Source organism: Streptomyces sp. NPDC086077 (assembly GCF_040686175.1).
Lineage (GTDB): Bacteria > Actinomycetota > Actinomycetes > Streptomycetales > Streptomycetaceae > Streptomyces.
The window spans coordinates 13,577-30,789 of the sequence record NZ_JBFBJT010000043.1 but is presented as its reverse complement, the minus strand read 5'-3'; the positions used below and the strand labels follow the sequence as shown (position 1 = coordinate 30,789).

Annotated in this window: 20 protein-coding genes and 1 tRNA gene; 10 read left to right on the top strand and 11 right to left on the bottom strand. The window is 72.0% G+C overall.

Annotation, left to right across the window (positions count from 1 at the left end):
- Positions 1 to 77: 77 nt before the first annotated feature.
- Complete coding sequence (locus tag AB0O67_RS15250; RefSeq protein ID WP_365450035.1) at positions 78 to 2,123, top strand: copper resistance protein CopC; 2,046 nt, start codon at positions 78 to 80, stop codon at positions 2,121 to 2,123.
- 55 nt (positions 2,124 to 2,178) lie between these two features.
- On the opposite strand, the gene AB0O67_RS15245 is transcribed toward AB0O67_RS15250, so the two are convergent.
- The 4 genes from AB0O67_RS15245 to AB0O67_RS15230 all read right to left on the bottom strand — a co-directional run bounded on the left by AB0O67_RS15245 (position 2,179) and on the right by AB0O67_RS15230 (position 3,860).
- Positions 2,179 to 2,263, bottom strand: a tRNA-Ser gene (locus AB0O67_RS15245).
- A 65-nt stretch (positions 2,264 to 2,328) separates the two neighbouring features.
- The gene (gene tadA / locus AB0O67_RS15240; RefSeq protein WP_365450073.1) at positions 2,329 to 2,760 is read right to left on the bottom strand and encodes a tRNA adenosine(34) deaminase TadA; all 432 of its coding nucleotides are present in this window, start codon (positions 2,758 to 2,760) and stop codon (positions 2,329 to 2,331) included.
- Positions 2,761 to 2,816: 56 nt separating this feature from the next.
- Entirely contained in the window at positions 2,817 to 3,353 is a 537-nt protein-coding gene (locus AB0O67_RS15235) for a hypothetical protein (protein ID WP_365450033.1), read from the bottom strand.
- 303 nt (positions 3,354 to 3,656) lie between these two features.
- The gene (locus tag AB0O67_RS15230) at positions 3,657 to 3,860 is read right to left on the bottom strand and encodes a hypothetical protein (RefSeq protein WP_365450031.1); all 204 of its coding nucleotides are present in this window, start codon (positions 3,858 to 3,860) and stop codon (positions 3,657 to 3,659) included.
- A gap of 96 nt (positions 3,861 to 3,956) precedes the next feature.
- Here AB0O67_RS15230 and upp point away from each other — a divergent pair, with 96 nt between their 5' ends.
- The gene (gene upp, locus AB0O67_RS15225; protein WP_365450029.1) at positions 3,957 to 4,592 is read left to right on the top strand and encodes a uracil phosphoribosyltransferase; all 636 of its coding nucleotides are present in this window, start codon (positions 3,957 to 3,959) and stop codon (positions 4,590 to 4,592) included.
- Between the two features lie 343 nt (positions 4,593 to 4,935).
- Here upp and AB0O67_RS15220 read toward each other — a convergent pair whose 3' ends face one another.
- Positions 4,936 to 5,559: a LytR C-terminal domain-containing protein gene (locus tag AB0O67_RS15220; RefSeq protein ID WP_365450071.1), complete on the bottom strand. Its 624-nt coding sequence runs from the start codon at positions 5,557 to 5,559 to the stop codon at positions 4,936 to 4,938.
- A gap of 148 nt (positions 5,560 to 5,707) precedes the next feature.
- On the bottom strand, positions 5,708 to 6,004 hold the full coding sequence (locus AB0O67_RS15215; RefSeq protein WP_003991361.1) for a type II toxin-antitoxin system VapB family antitoxin: 297 nt from the start codon (positions 6,002 to 6,004) through the stop codon (positions 5,708 to 5,710).
- A gap of 103 nt (positions 6,005 to 6,107) precedes the next feature.
- Here AB0O67_RS15215 and AB0O67_RS15210 point away from each other — a divergent pair, with 103 nt between their 5' ends.
- On the top strand, positions 6,108 to 7,697 hold the full coding sequence (locus tag AB0O67_RS15210) for a helicase HerA-like domain-containing protein (RefSeq protein WP_365450027.1): 1,590 nt from the start codon (positions 6,108 to 6,110) through the stop codon (positions 7,695 to 7,697).
- A gap of 20 nt (positions 7,698 to 7,717) precedes the next feature.
- Here the strand turns inward: AB0O67_RS15210 and AB0O67_RS15205 are convergent, their stop codons facing one another.
- The 4 genes from AB0O67_RS15205 to AB0O67_RS15190 all read right to left on the bottom strand — a co-directional run bounded on the left by AB0O67_RS15205 (position 7,718) and on the right by AB0O67_RS15190 (position 10,008).
- On the bottom strand, positions 7,718 to 7,843 hold the full coding sequence (locus tag AB0O67_RS15205; protein WP_365450025.1) for a hypothetical protein: 126 nt from the start codon (positions 7,841 to 7,843) through the stop codon (positions 7,718 to 7,720).
- Between the two features lie 51 nt (positions 7,844 to 7,894).
- Positions 7,895 to 8,224 (bottom strand): hypothetical protein, encoded by a 330-nt coding sequence (locus tag AB0O67_RS15200; RefSeq protein WP_365450023.1) that lies wholly within the window; start codon positions 8,222 to 8,224, stop codon positions 7,895 to 7,897.
- Positions 8,225 to 8,669: 445 nt separating this feature from the next.
- Entirely contained in the window at positions 8,670 to 9,347 is a 678-nt protein-coding gene (locus AB0O67_RS15195) for an HdeD family acid-resistance protein (RefSeq protein WP_365450021.1), read from the bottom strand.
- A gap of 67 nt (positions 9,348 to 9,414) precedes the next feature.
- Positions 9,415 to 10,008 carry an HhH-GPD-type base excision DNA repair protein gene (locus tag AB0O67_RS15190; protein WP_365450019.1) on the bottom strand — a complete coding sequence of 198 codons (594 nt, stop codon included), beginning with the start codon at positions 10,006 to 10,008 and terminating at the stop codon, positions 9,415 to 9,417.
- Between the two features lie 151 nt (positions 10,009 to 10,159).
- Here AB0O67_RS15190 and AB0O67_RS15185 point away from each other — a divergent pair, with 151 nt between their 5' ends.
- The 5 genes from AB0O67_RS15185 (at position 10,160) to AB0O67_RS15165 (ending at position 13,793) form a co-directional block, all read left to right on the top strand.
- Positions 10,160 to 10,336: a hypothetical protein gene (locus AB0O67_RS15185; protein WP_365450017.1), complete on the top strand. Its 177-nt coding sequence runs from the start codon at positions 10,160 to 10,162 to the stop codon at positions 10,334 to 10,336.
- A complete protein-coding gene (locus AB0O67_RS15180) occupies positions 10,336 to 10,629 on the top strand; it encodes a Dabb family protein (RefSeq protein WP_365450015.1) in 294 nt (97 codons plus the stop codon). Before AB0O67_RS15185 ends, AB0O67_RS15180 begins: the two co-directional genes overlap by 1 nt.
- Before the next feature lie 145 nt (positions 10,630 to 10,774).
- Positions 10,775 to 11,665, top strand: a complete 891-nt coding sequence (locus AB0O67_RS15175; protein WP_365450013.1) for an RNA polymerase sigma factor SigF — start codon at positions 10,775 to 10,777, stop codon at positions 11,663 to 11,665.
- Between the two features lie 337 nt (positions 11,666 to 12,002).
- Positions 12,003 to 12,938 carry an RNA polymerase sigma factor SigF gene (locus tag AB0O67_RS15170; RefSeq protein WP_365450011.1) on the top strand — a complete coding sequence of 312 codons (936 nt, stop codon included), beginning with the start codon at positions 12,003 to 12,005 and terminating at the stop codon, positions 12,936 to 12,938.
- Between the two features lie 39 nt (positions 12,939 to 12,977).
- Positions 12,978 to 13,793, top strand: coding sequence for a hypothetical protein (locus AB0O67_RS15165; protein WP_365450009.1), 816 nt, complete (start codon positions 12,978 to 12,980; stop codon positions 13,791 to 13,793).
- Positions 13,794 to 13,801: 8 nt separating this feature from the next.
- On the opposite strand, the gene AB0O67_RS15160 is transcribed toward AB0O67_RS15165, so the two are convergent.
- The gene (locus tag AB0O67_RS15160; RefSeq protein ID WP_365450007.1) at positions 13,802 to 13,996 is read right to left on the bottom strand and encodes a hypothetical protein; all 195 of its coding nucleotides are present in this window, start codon (positions 13,994 to 13,996) and stop codon (positions 13,802 to 13,804) included.
- A gap of 182 nt (positions 13,997 to 14,178) precedes the next feature.
- Here AB0O67_RS15160 and AB0O67_RS15155 point away from each other — a divergent pair, with 182 nt between their 5' ends.
- Both AB0O67_RS15155 and AB0O67_RS15150 read left to right on the top strand, forming a co-directional pair.
- Positions 14,179 to 14,628, top strand: coding sequence for a MarR family transcriptional regulator (locus AB0O67_RS15155; protein ID WP_365450005.1), 450 nt, complete (start codon positions 14,179 to 14,181; stop codon positions 14,626 to 14,628).
- 15 nt (positions 14,629 to 14,643) lie between these two features.
- Positions 14,644 to 17,151 carry an MFS transporter gene (locus AB0O67_RS15150; protein WP_365450003.1) on the top strand — a complete coding sequence of 836 codons (2,508 nt, stop codon included), beginning with the start codon at positions 14,644 to 14,646 and terminating at the stop codon, positions 17,149 to 17,151.
- The last annotated feature ends 62 nt before the right edge of the window (positions 17,152 to 17,213 follow it).

Sequence of the window (17,213 nt, the reverse complement as noted above, 5' to 3'; positions counted from 1 at the left end):
GTCCTCCGGATGAGCACATCGGGCACCGCGTCCGTACGTATCCCGGAAGCAGATCCGACGACGGAGAAGCGATGGGCATGCGCGACGGCGGAGCACGGCATGGCTGCGACGACGGCAGCGACGGCGAGGCCTTCGCACCGGCCGGGGTCCTCCGGCGACTTCGGCTGCCGCTCCTGCTGGTCGCCGTGCTGGCCCTGCTCCTCCTCGGCGGCGCGGCCCCCGCGTCCGCGCACGCCGCCCTCGGCCGCACCGACCCCGGCGACGGATCCGTCCTCGACTCGGCCCCCCGCCACCTCACCCTGACCTTCACCGAGTCCGTCGGGCTCCTCGACGACTCGGTCCGCGTGATCGACCCGGAGAACCGCCCGGTCGACACGGGCGACGCCACGCACCCCGGCGACCGTGCCGACACCGTCCGGGTCGGCCTCCCGACCGGCCTGGCGGACGGCACGTACACCGTGGCCTGGCGGGTCGTCTCGGCGGACAGCCACCCGGTCTCGGGCGCGTTCGTCTTCTCGGTCGGTGAGCCGTCGGCGACGACCGCCGCGGTGACCGGCCCGAACGAGGACCCGGCGACCGCCTCGCTCTACAACATCGCCCGCTACGCCGCGTACGGAGGCCTGGCGCTCCTCATCGGCGTCGCCGTGTTCATGTCCGCCGTCCTCGGCGGCCCCAGCGCCGCCCTGCGCCGGTTCCTCCCCACCGCCTGGCTCACCCTCGTGATCTCCACGGCCGCCCTGCTGCTCCTTCGCGGCCCCTACGAACGCGGCACGGGCCTGGCGGACGCCCTCGACCCGGCCGTCCTGAGCGCCACCCTGACCACCCGGCCCGGCCTGGCGCTGCTGACCCGGCTGGCGCTGCTGGCGGCGGCCTTCGTCCTGGTGCGCCACTCGGCCCGCCGTACCGCCCACCCCGCACCCGGCATCGCGCTGTGCCTCGCGCTGGCCCTCACCTGGGCCGCCGCCGAACACGCCTCCGCCGGCATCCAGGTGCCGGTGGCCATGACGTCGTCCGTGCTGCACCTGCTGGGCATGGCGGTCTGGCTGGGCGGTCTGACGGCCCTGCTCACCGTCCTCTACCGCGCCCCGCACGACCTCACGTCCGCCGCCGTCACCCGCTTCTCCGGGCTGGCCTTCACCTCGGTGGCCGTCCTCACCACCACCGGCGTCTACCAGTCCTGGCGGGGCCTGGGCTCCTGGGACGCCCTCACGGGCACGACGTACGGCCGCGTCCTGCTCGCCAAGGTGGCCGCGGTGGCCCTGCTGCTGGCGGCGGCGGGCTACTCCCGCCGGTGGGCACGGCGCTGGGCGGAGCTGGAACCGGCGCGGGCGGAGGCCGAGGCGCGGGTGCTGGAGACGGTGGGCGGGGGCGCGGGTGCGGCTGCGAGCAAGTCGGCCCCGAGTCCGGCTGCCGCGGGTCAGGCGGTCGTGGCGGTGGGCCTGGCGGCGGGCGGGGACGCGGGCGCGGCCACGAGCGAGCCGGCCGCGAGCCGGGCGGGCGTGGCGGTGGGCGACTCCGCGGGGGCAGCGCCCGCCGTCATCACCGCGCCCGCCGGCGCCACCGCGCGGGACGAGCACCCCACCGGCCAGGACCGGGACCCGGTCCCCGCCCCGACCGCGGGGCAAGACCACCACCGCCGGGCCCTGCGCCGCTCCGTGCTCGCCGAGTTCGTGACCGGCGTGCTGGTCCTGGTGATCACCACGTTGCTCACCATCACCCTGCCCGGCCGGGCCGCCACGGAGTCGGCCGCGGCACGGACGGAGGCCGCCGACGCCGGCCGGCCCACGGCCTCCAGCAGCATGGTGCCCTTCGACGTCGGCACCCCGAACGGCCACGGCAAGGTGCAGCTCGACCTCGCCCCGGGCCGGGTGGGCAAGAACCAGGTGCAGGCCGTCGTCTTCGGCCCCGACGGCGGCATCGTCACCGTCCCCGAGGTGCGCCTCACCTTCACCCTGCGCGCGCAGGACGTCGGCCCGATCGACGCCGAGCTGGAGAACCGGGGCGGCTACTGGGGCACGGACAAGCTCCGGCTCCCGCTGCCCGGCGTCTGGACCATGAAGATCACCGTCCGTACGACCGACATCGACCAGGTCACGGTGGAGAAGAACGTCCGCGTCGGCTGACGCCGGAAGCAGCACGAAGGGCCCGGTCCATCGGACCGGGCCCTTCGGCCAAGAGCGGTAGCGGAGGGATTTGAACCCTCGGTGACTTGCGCCACACTCGCTTTCGAGGCGAGCTCCTTCGGCCGCTCGGACACGCTACCGAGGGAGACCTTACAGCAAGGTGCGGCATGCTCCGAAATCCGTTTCCGTCGCCCCGCGGTGGCCGTCAGCGGTCCCGGAAGAACTCGGTGAGCAGCCCGGCGCACTCCTCGGCGAGCACGCCCTCGATCACCTCGGGGCGGTGGTTGAGGCGGCGGTCGCGGACGACGTCCCAGAGGGAGCCGGCGGCACCGGCCTTGTCGTCGCGGGCGCCGTAGACGACCCGGTCCACGCGGGACTGGACGAGGGCACCCGCGCACATCGTGCAGGGCTCCAGGGTGACCACCAGCGTGCAGCCGGTCAGTCGCCACTCGCCCAGCTCGGCCGCGGCCCGCCGGATCGCGAGGACCTCCGCGTGCGCGGTCGGGTCGCCGGTGGCCTCGCGTTCGTTGTGTCCGGCGGCGAGCACGGTCGTACCGTCGGCGGCGAGGACGACCGCGCCGACGGGGACGTCACCGCCCCGGACCGCCTGCCCGGCCTCGTCCAGGGCGAGCCGCATCGCGGCCCGCCAGGGGTCACGCACAGGATCCGGGGCCGTACGGGGAGCCGACGGGATCAGCGGACGGTCTCCAGCGTCTCCGAGGCGCCGAGGGCGTCGGCGATCTCGGTGACCGCGTCCGCCGACAGCGACAGCAACTCCTTCTCGGTGACACCCAGGTCGTCGAGGATGCCGACGTCGCCGACCGGGCCGTGCGGCACGGCGTCGGCGGAGCCGCCGTCCTCCTCGCCGTCCTCGCCGTCCTCGTCGGGCTCACCGTCCTCGGTGCCGTCCAGGTCGAGGGCGTCCAGGTCGTTGCCGTCGTCGGCGGGATCCCGGCCGAGCAGTTCGTCGGTGAGCAGGATCTCGCCGTAGCTGCTGCGGGCAGCGGCGGCGGCGTCCGAGACGTAGATACGAGGGTCGTCCTCACCATCGATGCGGACGACGCCGAACCAGGCGTCCTCCTGCTCGATCAGGACGAGCACCGTGTCGTCGTCGGGAGTGGATTCCCGGGCCAGGTCGGCCAGATCCGACAAGGTCTCCACGTCGTCGAGCTCCGTGTCGCTCGCTTCCCACCCGTCTTCGGTGCGCGCGAGCAGTGCGGCGAAGTACACCGTGACTCTCCCACTGGTCTTAGGCGTGCCGGTTGGGGGTCCCCCCGGCGGAGGCTGCGGGCGGGGAGAGCTCGGGCTCCGAGCCCCACCCACTCGGAATCGTGGCAGAAACAAGGCGTTCAGGGGACGTCTTCGGCCCGCTGTGTCCGGCTGTTTTGATCGCACGTCCGCGAACCACTCATCCGCACACTCGTCGCCGCCACCAGCGGATCGTACGTGGCTTTCGACCGCCGCCACGTACCCCCACCCCGTCAACGACCGCACGTGGCGCGGTTCTTCCCACCCTGGTGCGGGGCGTGCGGGCTACCAGCGGAACGTTCGCATGCGCATCGCGCGGCGGAGGCGGGCCGCCTTGGCGCGGCGCGGCTGGACGCGGTCACGCAGTTCCCTGGCCTCGGCGAGTTCCCGCAGGAACTGCGCCCGTCGGCGCCTGCGCGCCGTGTCGATCTCCTGCGCCTCCGCGTCCGACCGGGACGCGTGGTCGGGCAGCTCTGGCAGGTCAGGCATAGGCACACCACCCCTATCCGTCCCTCTCACCTTCCCCCGGATGGGCGGTTTGACGCCAGGGAGTGGCCGCGCCGAAGCGCGGTTACTGTTGTGCCCATGCGTCTCCACGTCGTCGACCACCCCCTGGTCGCCCACAAGCTCACCACGCTGCGCGACCGCCGCACCGACTCCCCGACCTTCCGTCGTCTGGCCGACGAGCTGGTCACCCTGCTCGCCTACGAGGCCACGCGCGACGTGCGCACCGAGCAGGTCGACCTCTCCACCCCCGTCGCCACCACCACCGGCGTCAAGCTCTCCCACCCGCGCCCGCTGGTCGTGCCGATCCTGCGCGCCGGCCTCGGCATGCTGGACGGCATGGTCCGGTTGCTGCCGACCGCCGAGGTGGGCTTCCTGGGCATGATCCGCAACGAGGAGACGCTGGAGGCCTCGACGTACGCCACGCGCATGCCCGAGGACCTCTCCGGGCGCCAGGTGTACGTGCTGGACCCGATGCTGGCCACCGGCGGCACGCTGGTCGCGGCGATCCAGGAGCTGATCAAGCGCGGCGCCGACGACGTGACGGCCGTGGTCCTGCTGGCCGCGCCCGAGGGCGTCGAGCTGATGGAGCGCGAGCTGGCCGGCACGCCGGTGACTGTCGTGACGGCCTCGGTCGACGAGCGCCTCAACGAGCACGGCTACATCGTCCCGGGGCTGGGCGACGCGGGGGACCGGATGTACGGCGCGGCCGAGTAGACGCACGCACGGACGGTCTTTCCGAGCGCCCGAGCACGCGGCAGCAGCCCGCGCTCGGGCGCTCGGCCTTGCGGCCACGGGCGGGCGAGCGCCCAGCCCCAACCGCCGCGCAGACGAACCCGGCCGGCCCCGAGCACGCGGACACGGCGCACGCGAACAGACGGGTCACCGCCGGCACCCGAGCACGCTGACATAGCCGGCACCCGAGCACCCACGGCCGGCCCGCCCGAACTGACGCACCCAGCTGCCACGAACGCACCGCAGCCGGCGCCAGAGGGCCCCGGCAGCCGGACTCCGGGCATGTTCAGCCGGCGCGCTCGTTCCGTGGGCCGCGTGGCTGTGCTCAGCAGCTCTTCTTCGTGTCGGTGGACGCCGACTGCGGCGCGGTCAGGGTGGCCAGCGCCCGGTCGGCTGCCGGCTTCTTCGCCAGTTCCTTGAAGCCGTTGCCGATGATGAGGTCCACCGCCACGCCCTTGCGGGCCCGGTCCGCGCTGCGCTCGGCGCCGGGCAGCTGGGTGGCGAGCACCGGCAGCGCGGTGTTCAGCGCCGAGGTGGGCCCGATCAGCAGCCCCGTGCCCTTCACCTTCTTGTCCCACTGCTTCGGCGCGTTGCCCACCTCGCCGATCCTGAAGCCACGTTTCTTCAGCTCGTCGGCGGTCTTCTTCGCGAGACCGCTGCGGGTCGTGGCGTTGAGCACGTTGACGGTGACGGCGCCGGGCTTCGGCAGGGCCACTGCCGCGGCCGCGCTGGGCGAGGGGCTCGCCTTGGTGGCGCAGCCCGCCTTGGTGCCGGCGGCCGACGCGCTGTCGCCGCCACCCGTGAAGACGTCGACGAGTTGGAGGGTTCCCCAGCTCAAAACGCCGATCACGACGACGGACCCGGTGACGACGAGTACGAGCCTGCCGCGCCGACGGGGTGGACGCATCCGTGGGTACTTGTCCCCCGTGATCCGGTACTGGCCGCCCATGCCAGGGGGAGTCAGCATGCTCATGAGCGCAGCGTAGTGCGCCCGGGCGGCTCTGCCTACTAGATGATCATTGGACGCCGCTCAGGAGAACCCGAAAGGGCCAAGCCGTGACCGGCCGGTGCCGCTGCGGGAGCCCGCGCGGGGTCGGTCAGTCCAGTTCCAGGACGCGCGCGTGAAGCACCTGGCGCTGCTGGAGCGCGGCACGCACCGCGCGGTGCAGGCCGTCCTCCAGGTAGAGGTCGCCCTGCCACTTCACGACGTGCGCGAAGAGGTCACCGTAGAAGGTGGAGTCCTCGGCGAGGAGGGTCTCCAGGTCGAGCTGCTGCTTGGTCGTCACGAGCTGATCGAGGCGGACCGGGCGCGGCGCGACGTCCGCCCACTGCCGGGTGCTGTCCCGGCCATGGTCGGGGTACGGCCGGCCGTTTCCGATGCGCTTGAAGATCACACGGAAAGCCTACCGGTCAAGACGTTCCGGGCGCAGCCATGGAGAGGGAGTGCAACGCTGGAAAAGATGCCGCAATTCGGGTGAAACGGAACAGAGGTCTGACATGAGTGACAGCGAGACCGTGCCCGCGGCCACCCACCCCGAGGCCCCCGGCGGCGCTCCCGCCCTCCCGCAGGAGGCCCTGCGGATCGCCGCCGGGTACGCGTTCGGCGGGCCCGCGCTGGATCTGGGGGCCCTGCTCTGGGACGGCCGGTGCCTGCCCGACGCCCAGGTCCGCATCCCGTTGCCGATGCTCACCCGGCACGGCCTGGTCGCGGGCGCCACCGGAACCGGCAAGACGAAGACGCTGCAGCTGATCGCCGAGCAGCTCTCCGCGCAGGGCGTCCCGGTCTTCCTGGCCGACGTCAAGGGCGACGTGTCGGGCGTCTCGGCGCCGGGCCTGCCGAACGACAAGATCCGCTCCCGCGCCGCCGAGGTGCACCAGCAGTGGACGGCGACCGGCTTCCCGGCCGAGTTCTACGCCCTCGGCGGCATCGGCCAGGGCGTCCCGCTGCGCGCCACCGTCACCAGCTTCGGCCCGGTCCTGCTCGCCAAGGTCCTCCAGCTCAACCAGACCCAGGAGCAGTCCCTCGGGCTGATCTTCCACTACGCCGACACCAAGGGCCTGGAGCTGATCGACCTCAAGGACCTGCGCGCGGTCGTCGCCTTCCTCACCTCCGACGAGGGCAGGGCCGAGCTGAAGGCGATCGGGGGTCTGTCCACGGCCACCGCCGGGGTGATCCTGCGCGCGCTGACCGCCTTCGAGGCGCAGGGAATGGGCCCCTTCTTCGGGGAGCCGGAGTTCGACACGGCGGAACTGCTGCGCACGGCGGAGGACGGGCGGGGCCTGGTCTCGGTCCTGGAGCTGCCGGCCGTGCAGGACAAGCCGCAGCTCTTCTCGACATTCCTGATGTGGCTGCTCGCCGACCTCTTCCACGACCTCCCCGAGGTCGGCGACGTCGAGCGACCCAAGCTGGTCTTCTTCTTCGACGAGGCGCATCTGCTCTTCAACGGCGCGTCGAAGGCGTTCCTGGACTCGATCACGCAGACCGTGCGGCTCATTCGCTCGAAAGGGGTCGGCGTCTTCTTCGTCACCCAGACCCCGAAGGACGTGCCCGGTGACGTCCTCGCCCAGCTCGGCAACCGCGTCCAGCACGCGCTGCGCGCCTTCACCCCGGACGACCAGAAGGCCCTCAGGGCGACGGTCAGGACGTTCCCCGACTCCGGTTACGACCTCGAAGAGCTCCTCACCGACCTCGGTACCGGCGAGGCGGTGGTCACGGTCCTCAGCGAGAGGGGCGCCCCGACGCCGGTCGCCGCGACCCGGCTGCGCGCGCCGGAGTCACTGATGGGCCCGATCGACGCGGCCGCGCTGAACGGGGCGGTGACGTCCTCGCCGCTGTTCGGCCGTTACGCACAGGCGGTGGACCGGGAGTCGGCGTACGAGAGGCTGGAGGCCGTGAAGGCCCGGCGGCCCGCGCCGGAGGCCGAGCCGGAGTCGCGGGCGGCGAAGGGTGCGCCGCGGCGGGAGGAGTCCGTCGTGGAGCAGGTCGTCGGCAGCGGCATGTTCAAGTCCCTGGCCCGTTCGATCGGCACCCAGATCGGGCGCGAGATCACCCGCTCGATCTTCGGGACGGCGCGGCGGAGGCGGTAGGGCCCGCCTCCGCCCACGGCTCAGCGGTCCCGCTTCTTCGGCGGCTGCTGCGGCTGCTTGGTGTCCTTGAGTTCCGTCTTCGGTTCGTTGCGGATGGCCTCCGCGCGAACGAGTGCGCGCAGAACGGCGTAGGGATCCGAGGGCATGGCTGTGACTCCTTGCGTCGTACCGACTGACCTGCGGGAACCACAGGTCTGTCAGCAGCGCAGGACCACCGAGCGCAGGGTCCGCAGCGGGTACGGCGGCCCGGTCGGCGCATGCGCCGGGTGGGCCTGTGTGATCCTCTCCTGCGGGGTGGCCGACCGCATCGGCCGCTGCGCCACCACGGGCCGGTGCCCGCCCCGCCCCGGCGGCCGCAGGGCCGTGTCGAGCACGTCGGCCTCGACCGCCTCCCCCGCCAGGACGGCGACGGGTCCCGCCGCCGCCTGCGCGTGCGCCACCGGCAGCAGCAGCACGAGCAGCAGCACGAGCAGCCGGGGCCAGGCGCGTCGGCGCACCGCGCGGCGGGACTGCTGGGGCGTGCTCACAGCAGGTCATCTCCCCGGCCGCTGTACGACGTCCATCGCATGGCGGGTGGAATCCGCCCGCTCGGCGTAGGGATGAGCCGGGCGGCGGCACCGGTGAGGCTGGGCGATGCACCGGGCACTCGCACCGGGGCCGCACTGGGGAAGTCCGACCAGGCGGCGCCTCGCCCCGAGGTCGCGGTCAGGCACGGCGACCTGCCGGTGAGGCGTGACGAGGCTCCGGTGGTCGCAGGCAAGGTGCCACCGACGCGCGGCGACCTGCCCGTGCCGGGAGGCGTCCCACCGGTGGAGCGCGGTGGGCCGGCGATCGAGCGCGGCGGCGTACCGGGCAGGTGCGCCGACGCCGCGGTCAGGCGGCGTCGGGTGGTGAGGCGGGGGCGCGGGACCGGGCGGTGGGGGGATATGCCGGGGAGGGACGGCGGTGCGCCGGTGGTCGTGGGCACGGGCGTCACACCTCGCGCGGGACCTGGCGGGCGCGGCCCCGGATGCGCAGCGCCGTCGCGATCTCGACCGCGCCCACCACGACCAGCCAGCACCCGCCGACCACCGTCAGGACGGCCACCGACTCGAACGGCGAGACGATCAGGACGACGCCGGCGAGGACGCTGACGATGCCGAGGACGATCTGCCAGCCGCGCGCGGGCATCGCCGGGTCGGAGGCGGCGGCCAGCGTCTGGGTGATCCCGCGGAACAGCCAGCCGATCCCGATCCACAGCGCGAGCAGCAGGATCGACTGCATGGCGCCGCGGAAGCAGAACAGCCCCAGCAGGATGCACAGCGCGCCGCTGATGAACGCCAGCACGCGCAGCGCCGTCGTCTTGTGCGTGCCGAAGGCGGAGACGAGCTGGAGGACGCCGCTGACGAGGAGGTAGAGACCGAAGAGGACTCCGGCGGCGACCAGCGAGGCGCCGGGCCAGATCAGGACGAGGACGCCCAGGATCAGGGACGCGATGCCGGTGACGAGGACTGCCTGCCAGGCCGCCTTGGACAGCATGTGCAGCGGGCCCTCGAAGGGCGGTTCGGGACCCTCGTGCGGCGGTCTCGGCGCGCGCGGGTCACGCGTGGCGTGCACGTGCCGGTCGTCGAACTCCGCTCCCCGCGGGGATCCGCTCGGTGGCTCGGTCATGCTCCATGCTGGGAACGCGACCGAGCCCGGCGCACGCCGGAACGGGCCAGAAGAATGACGCGCGGGCCTACTTCTTCGCGGCCTTGGCCGCCTTCGCCGCCGCCTTGATCTCCTGCTTGTGCTGCCGCACCTTGGCGAGCGACTCGGGCCCGGTGATGTCGGCGACCGACCGGAAGGCCTGCGGCGGACCGTAGTCGCCCGCGGCCTCCCGCCATCCCTGCGGGGTCACGCCGAGCTGCTTGCCGAGCAGCGCGAGGAAGATCTGTGCCTTCTGCTTGCCGAACCCTGGCAGTTCCTGAAGCCGCTTCAGCAGTTCCCGCCCGTCGCCGACGCCCTCCCAGACGGCGCTCGGGTCACCGTCGTAGTGCTCGACGAGGTACTGGCAGAGCTGCTGGATCCGCTGGGCCATCGACCCGGGGTAACGGTGCACGGCCGGCTTCTCCGAGAGCAGCGCGGCGAACGCCTCCGGGTCGTAGGCGGCGATCTCCTGCGCGTCCAGGTCGTCCGAGCCCATCCGGCCGGCGATGGTCGCGGGCCCCTTGAACGCCCACTCCATCGGGATCTGCTGATCCAGCAGCATCCCGATCAGCGCGGCGAGGGGGGAGCGCCCGAGCAGTTCGTCGGCCTCGGGGTCCTGTGCGAGGTGAAGTGTGACGTCCATGGACCGATGATCCCGCGCCGGCCGTCGGGCCGCCTCCTCGTGCCTGGTCTCCGTCCAGCGTGCCGTTGGTCCTCAAATACGACGTGAAGCTACACTCGCCGCCGGCAAACAGGCGTTCCATACGGGCACAGCAGGCGCAGGGGAGGCCGCGGTGGCGGTGAATTCGAAGAAGATCGCCGTCTATGTACTCGTGGTCTTCGCGCTCTACGTGATCATCACCGATCCAGAAACGGCAGCGGACTACGTCCAGATAGGGTTCGAGGGCATATCGGACGCCGCCCAGGCCATCGGCGACTTCATGACCTGGATCGCCAACGGAGGAGAGTGATGATCCGCCACCTGGTCCTCTTCAAGCTCGACGAGGGCGTCGAGCGCGACGACCCCCGCGTGGTCGAGGGTGTGGAGGCCTTCCGCGCCCTGGACGGCAGGATCGACGAGATCCGCTCCTGGGAGCTCGGCTGGAACTTCAGCGACCGGCCCATCGCCCACGACTTCGCCATCAACTCCTCGTTCGACGACAGGGCCGCCCTGGGCCGGTACCTGGAGCACCCGGACCACCAGGCGGGCGTCGCGTTGTGGCGGGAGTTCGCCACCTGGGTGATCGCGGACTACGAGTTCTAGACCCACGGCCACGAGCCCCCCGCGGTAACAGCGGGGGGCTCACATGCGTCTTATGCCCCAACTTGCCCTCAACACGGCATTATGCGGTGCTTGCACACAGTGCACATGTCTTGTGATGCTATGACCGCTTTTGACGGATGAGTTGATGGATCACGAGGTGGAGTTGACCGTGCCGGCCAGTACTGCGCCTCAAGCCCCGCCCCAGGAGACACCCGCGCCAGAAGCAGCCGCCCCGGAGACGCCCGCCCCCGAACCCGCGCCCCAGCGCAGCAGCCGGGGCGCCGACACCCGGGCGCTCACCCAGGTGCTCTTCGGCCAGCTCAAGACGCTGGAGCCGGGCACACAGGAACACACCCGGGTGCGGGGGGCGCTCATCGAGGCCAACCTCCCGCTGGTGCGCTACGCGGCCGCCCGCTTCCGCTCCCGCAACGAGCCCATGGAGGACGTCGTCCAGGTCGGCACCATCGGCCTGATCAACGCCATCGACCGCTTCGACCCGGACCGGGGTGTGCAGTTCCCGACCTTCGCGATGCCCACCGTCGTCGGCGAGATCAAGCGGTACTTCCGGGACAACGTCCGCACCGTTCACGTACCGCGTCGGCTGCACGAGCTGTGGGTGCAGGTGAACAGCGCCACCGAGGACCTGACCACCGCGTTCGGGCGCTCCCCGACCACCTCCGAGATCGCCGAACGGCTGCGCATCACCGAGGAGGAGGTGCTGTCCTGCATCGAGGCCGGGCGCTCGTACCACGCCACCTCGCTGGAGGCGGCCCAGGAGGGCGACGGACTGCCCGGACTGCTCGACCGGCTCGGCTACGAGGACCCGGCCCTGGACGGCGTGGAGCACCGCGACCTCGTACGGCATCTGCTCGTCCAGCTCCCCGAGCGCGAGCAGCGGATCCTGCTGCTGCGTTACTACAGCAATCTGACGCAGTCCCAGATCAGCGCGGAACTCGGCGTCTCCCAGATGCACGTCTCCCGGCTGCTCGCGCGCAGCTTCCAGCGTCTGCGCTCGGCGAACCGAATCGACGCGTGACTCCTGAACCCCGTCCGACGCAAGCGCGAACAGGGTCGCCGCGCAGCCGCGAATCGAACCGGCGCACAACCGAAAGCGGGCTCGACGCGTCACCGTGGAGAGCGAATCGCTCACCAGGCACTTTGGTGGCGTCTCCGTTCCGAATACCCGTCAGACCCCCTTCTGCCAGCGGGTATTCGCATCTCGCATGTCGACATGTCACTACAGCGCGTTGCCGACATGTGACATTCTGCGGGAAGCGCGTTTGCCGGTGCCCCGGCGCCGGTATTCAGGTGAAGGCTGCGCTCCGCAACGAGGAGCGTTCGCCGCGACCGTCCCGCGACCCAAAGGGGGTGGCATGTCCGCAGACCAGGGCAGCTCGAAGGTGCTGACGCTCACCAAGAGCGAGACAGCGCCCGAGGCGCTCGACGCGCACGACGCGCTCGACCCCATCGATGACGTCTCGGCCCTGGCGGCCGCACCGGCCCCGGCCCTCGCGGCCGCGGATGTTCCGGCCCCGCAGGCCTCCGCGGACCTCGACACCCGCACCCTGTCCCGCTCCCTGTTCCTGCGGCTCGCCGCACTCGGGGAGGACAGCCCGGAGCGCGCCTACGTCCGGGACACCCTGATCGAGCTCAACCTCCCGCTCGTGCGCTACGCGGCGGCGCGTTTCCGCTCCCGCAACGAGCCGATGGAGGACATCGTCCAGGTCGGCACGATCGGCCTGATCAAGGCCATCGACCGCTTCGACTGCGAACGCGGCGTGGAGTTCCCGACGTTCGCGATGCCGACCGTCGTCGGCGAGATCAAGCGGTTCTTCCGCGACACCTCCTGGTCGGTGCGGGTGCCGCGCCGGCTCCAGGAGCTGCGCCTGGCCCTGACGAAGGCCAGCGACGAGCTGTCCCAGAAGCTGGACCGCTCCCCGACGGTCACCGAGCTCGCCACGGTGCTCGGCGTGTCCGAGGAGGACGTCGTCGACGGCCTCGCGGTCGGCAACGCCTACACCGCCTCCTCGCTGGACTCCCCGGCCCCCGAGGACGACGGCGGCGAGGGCTCGCTGGCCGACCGCCTCGGCTACGAGGACACCGCGCTGGAGGGCGTGGAGTACCGCGAGTCGCTGAAGCCGCTGCTGGCCAAGCTCCCGCCCCGTGAGCGGCGGATCATCATGCTGCGCTTCTTCGCCAACATGACCCAGTCGCAGATCGGCGAGGAGGTCGGCATCTCCCAGATGCACGTCTCCCGCCTGCTCACCCGCACGCTGGCCCAGCTGCGCGAGGGCCTCATCTCCGACTGAGTTCTTCCTTCCTGACGTACCGTCAGCCACACTGGCGCGATGCGTGGGGCATGGAGCGCGTTCGGCACACAGTCGCCTCGCCGCCGTGGTGCCCTGCTGGGTGCCGCGGCGGCCCTCGTGTGCACGGGCGGCCTACTGGCCGCGTGCGGCAGCGGGGGCGACGACGACGGCTACGTCGCGGTCGGCGCCGCGGGCGGCCCACCCCGGGCGGCCGGGACCGCGGGCGCACCGCCGGGCGAGGTCACGCTGGTACCGCTCGACGGGACCCGGGCGCCTGGCGGGACGGCGGAGGGGCGCGACTCACCGGACAACTCACCGGGCGGTTCGCGGGATTCCGCCCCCGCGGCCGACGCCGCCCCGGGACAGCGGCCGCCGGGCGAGGTCCCACCGCCCCTGAAGGACGCCTCCACCCCGGCGGACGAAGGCAGCACGGCGCCCCCCTTCGGCGACGGCACCGATCCCGGCAGTACGACGACGAACCCACCGCCGCCGGCCCCCACCCGCCCGGAGAGTCCCACGCCGGGCCCCGGCCGGCCGGCTCCTCCCGGACCCGCCGAGGTGAGCATGGGCACGCCCGTGCGCGCGCCCGCGGACAAGCGGTGGTGCGAGCAGGTGACCGTCACCTTCCACAACACCGGCGACAGCGCGGTGCGTTCGGGCACGGTCACCTTCGGCACCCACATCATCGGCGCGCTCGGCATCGACTGGGGGACGATCGAGTCGACCGAAGCACTCCCGGCGCCGATCGCGGCCGGCGCGCGGAAGGAACGGACCTGGACCGTGTGCGTGGACGCCTGGCGGGTGCCGCTCGGCATGCACGTCGAGACGCGGGACGTCTCGGTCCGGTGGGAGTGACGGGGCGGTTACTTCAGCGCGAGCCAGGCGACCGCGGCGACGATGGCGACGGCCGCCACGATGCCGACGATCAGACCGATGCGCGGGCCGGCCGGCGCGGCCGCCTGCTGCCGGCCCTGCGGGGCCTCGTCGACGAAGGCACGGAACATCTGGGTGTTGCCTGCGGGGTCGGGGTTGCCCTGGGGACCCGGGTTGTTAGCCATGCCCCGAGACCCTAGCGAAAAGGCCTGACGGGCCCAAGCGGGGGTCGGACAGGGCCCGACCTGCACGTTTACGGTCGCAATACTTGCCTTTGCCAAGTTTTTATGGCTACACCCCCGATTTAGTTTGCCTGCGGCAACCAACTTTTCTATGGTTGCTCTAAGCAACTGAACGGGGAGGGGTCATGGCAGAACGGGCGCAGTACGAGGAACTGGCGCGTCAGTTCAGCGCCTTCGGGGCCGTGAAACGGGAGATGGGTCGGATCCTGCCGTCCGAGTGCCCGAGCGGCTCCGCCGCCGTCCTCACGCTGCTCGGCAGGTACGGCGACATGCGGATGAGCAGGCTCGCCGAGCTGCTCAGCGTCGACATGTCGGTCACCAGCCGCCACGTCGCGCACGTGGCCGGACGGGGCTGGATCGAACGCCTGCCGGACCCGGCGGACAAGCGCTCCCGCATCCTGCACCTGACCCCCAGTGGCCTGGACCAGCTCGACGAGTTGTCCCGGCGGACCACACACCTGCTCGCCCAGCGACTGAGCGACTGGAGCGACGACGAGGTCGGCCGGCTCATCCAGCTCATGACCCGGCTCCGGGCGAGCTTCGACGACTGCACCCGTACACCAGCAAACACGTAGGAGAAAAGGAAGCCCATGGCAACAACCACACCAGCCGGTGTGCGGGCCCACGCCAAGCACGGAGGTGGCGCCCACGGCTCGCACGGCTCCGGCGCCCCGATGACGCACCGGCAGATCATGGAGGCGCTGACCGGGCTGCTGCTCGGCATGTTCGTCGCGATCCTGTCCTCGACGATCGTCTCCAACGCCCTGCCCGACATCATCCAGGACCTCGGCGGCGGCCAGAGCGCCTACACCTGGGTGGTCACCGCGTCGCTGCTGGCGATGACCGCGTCCACCCCGCTGTGGGGCAAGCTCGCGGACCTCTTCTCCAAGAAGCTGCTGATCCAGCTGGCCCTGGTGGTCTTCATGCTGGGTTCGGCTGCGGCCGGTCTGTCGCAGAACCCGGCGATGCTGATCACCTTCCGCGCGGTGCAGGGCATCGGCATGGGCGGCCTGTCCTCGCTGGCCCAGATCATCCTCGCGGCGATGATCTCCCCGCGTGAGCGCGGACGCTACAACGGCTACCTCGGCGCCACCTTCGCCACCGCCATGGTCGGCGGACCGCTCATCGGCGGTGTCATCACCGACACCGACTGGCTCGGCTGGCGCTGGTGCTTCTACGTCGGCGTCCCCTTCGCCGTCATAGCCCTGATAGTCCTCCAGCGCACCCTGCACCTGCCGGTCGTCAAGCGGCGGGTCAAGGTCGACTGGGCGGGCGCCTTCTTCATCACCGCCGCGGTCTGCCTGCTGCTGGTCTGGGTGACCTTCGCCGGTGACAAGTACGACTGGGTGTCCTGGCAGACGTACGCGCTGGTCGGCGGCACGGTCGCGCTGCTCGCGATCTTCCTGCTGATCGAGACGAAGGCCTCGGAGCCGATCGTGCCGCTGCGGCTGTTCCGCAACCGCACCATCACGCTGGCCTCGCTCGCCTCGCTGTTCGTCGGTATCGCGATGTTCGCCGGCACCATCTTCTTCAGCCAGTACTTCCAGCTGGCCCGCGACAAGTCGCCGACGATGTCCGGCGTCCTGACCATCCCGCTGATCGGCGGTCTGTTCCTCTCCTCCACCGTCTCCGGCCAGGTCATCACCCGCACCGGGCGCTGGAAGGCGTGGCTGCTGGCCGGCGGTGTGCTGGTGACCGGCGGACTCGGCCTGCTCGGCACGATCCGGTACGACACCGAGTACTGGCACGTGGCGGCCTACATGGCGCTGCTCGGCCTCGGCGTCGGCATGATGATGCAGAACCTCGTGCTCGCCACGCAGAACCAGGTGGCCCCGAGCGACCTGGGCGCCGCCAGCTCGGTGGTCAACTTCTTCCGCTCCCTCGGTGGCGCAGTCGGCGTCTCCGCGCTGGGCGCGGTGCTGACCCACCGCATCACGGACTACGTAGAGGAGGGCGCGTCCGCCCTCGACCCGAGGTCGGCCGCCGAGCTCGCCGGTTCCCATTCCAGCGGCAGCATCCCGGACCTGGACGCCCTGCCCGGCCCGCTCCGCACCCTGTTCGAGAGCGCCTACGGCCACGGCATCGCGGACGTCTTCCTCTACGCCGCGCCGGTCGCGCTGCTCGCGCTGGTGTGCGCGCTGTTCATCAAGGAGGTCCCGCTGAGGACCAAGGGCGCACTGGCGCAGGCCGCCGACGACGAGGTACCGGCCCAGGCCGCCGCGCCGGCCGGTCGGCCGCTCCCGAGCCGGCCGGTCCTGGCGGCCACCGAGGCCGGTCCCGACGGGACCCAGCGGCTCGCGGCCGCGGTCGCCGTGGCCACCGAACCGCCGGTCCCCGGCGGCATCCCGGTCCGCGGTCATGTCCGCGGCGCCGAGAACGCGCCGGTCCCGCAGGCCGCCGTCACGCTGATCTCCCTCTCGGGCCGTCAGCTCGGCCGTTCGGTCGCGCAGGCCGACGGCTCCTACGCGGTGGACGCGCCGGGCACGGGTTCGTACGTCCTGATCGCCTCCGCCGACGGCTTCCAGCCGCAGGCCTCCACCGTGGTCGTGGGCGGGGAGCCGGTGTCGTACGACATCCTGCTCAGCGGCACCAGCGGGCTGACCGGTGTGGTGCGGGCCGCCGGGAACGCGCTGCCGGTGAAGGACGCGATGGTGATCGTCACCGATGTGCGCGGTGACCTGCTGGCCAGCCAGACCACCGGGGACCAGGGCGAGTTCGGCTTCGCCGAGCTGGTGCCCGGGCCCGTGACGGTCGCCGTCAACGCCACCGGGTTCCGGCCGCGCGCGCTGCCCGTCGAGGTGGGCGGCACCGGCGTCACCCGGGTCGAGGTCGACCTGGACGCCGGGGCCCAGCTGCAGGGCGTCGTACGGGCCCCGCACGGGCCGCTGGCAGACGCGCGCGTGACGCTGGTGGACGCGGCCGGAAACGTCGTCGGCACCGCGACCACCGGGACGGACGGGGCGTACGCCTTCACCGACCTGAACGGCGGCGACTACACCTTGATCGCCACCGGCTACCCGCCGGTGGCGACCGCGCTGACCGTCACCGGCACCGGCGCCGACGGGCACGACATCGAACTCGCCCACCCCGGCGAGTAGTTCCAAGAGGATCAGATCCGGTCCGTGGCGGGTGCCCCGTCACGGGCCGGTTCCAGTACAGG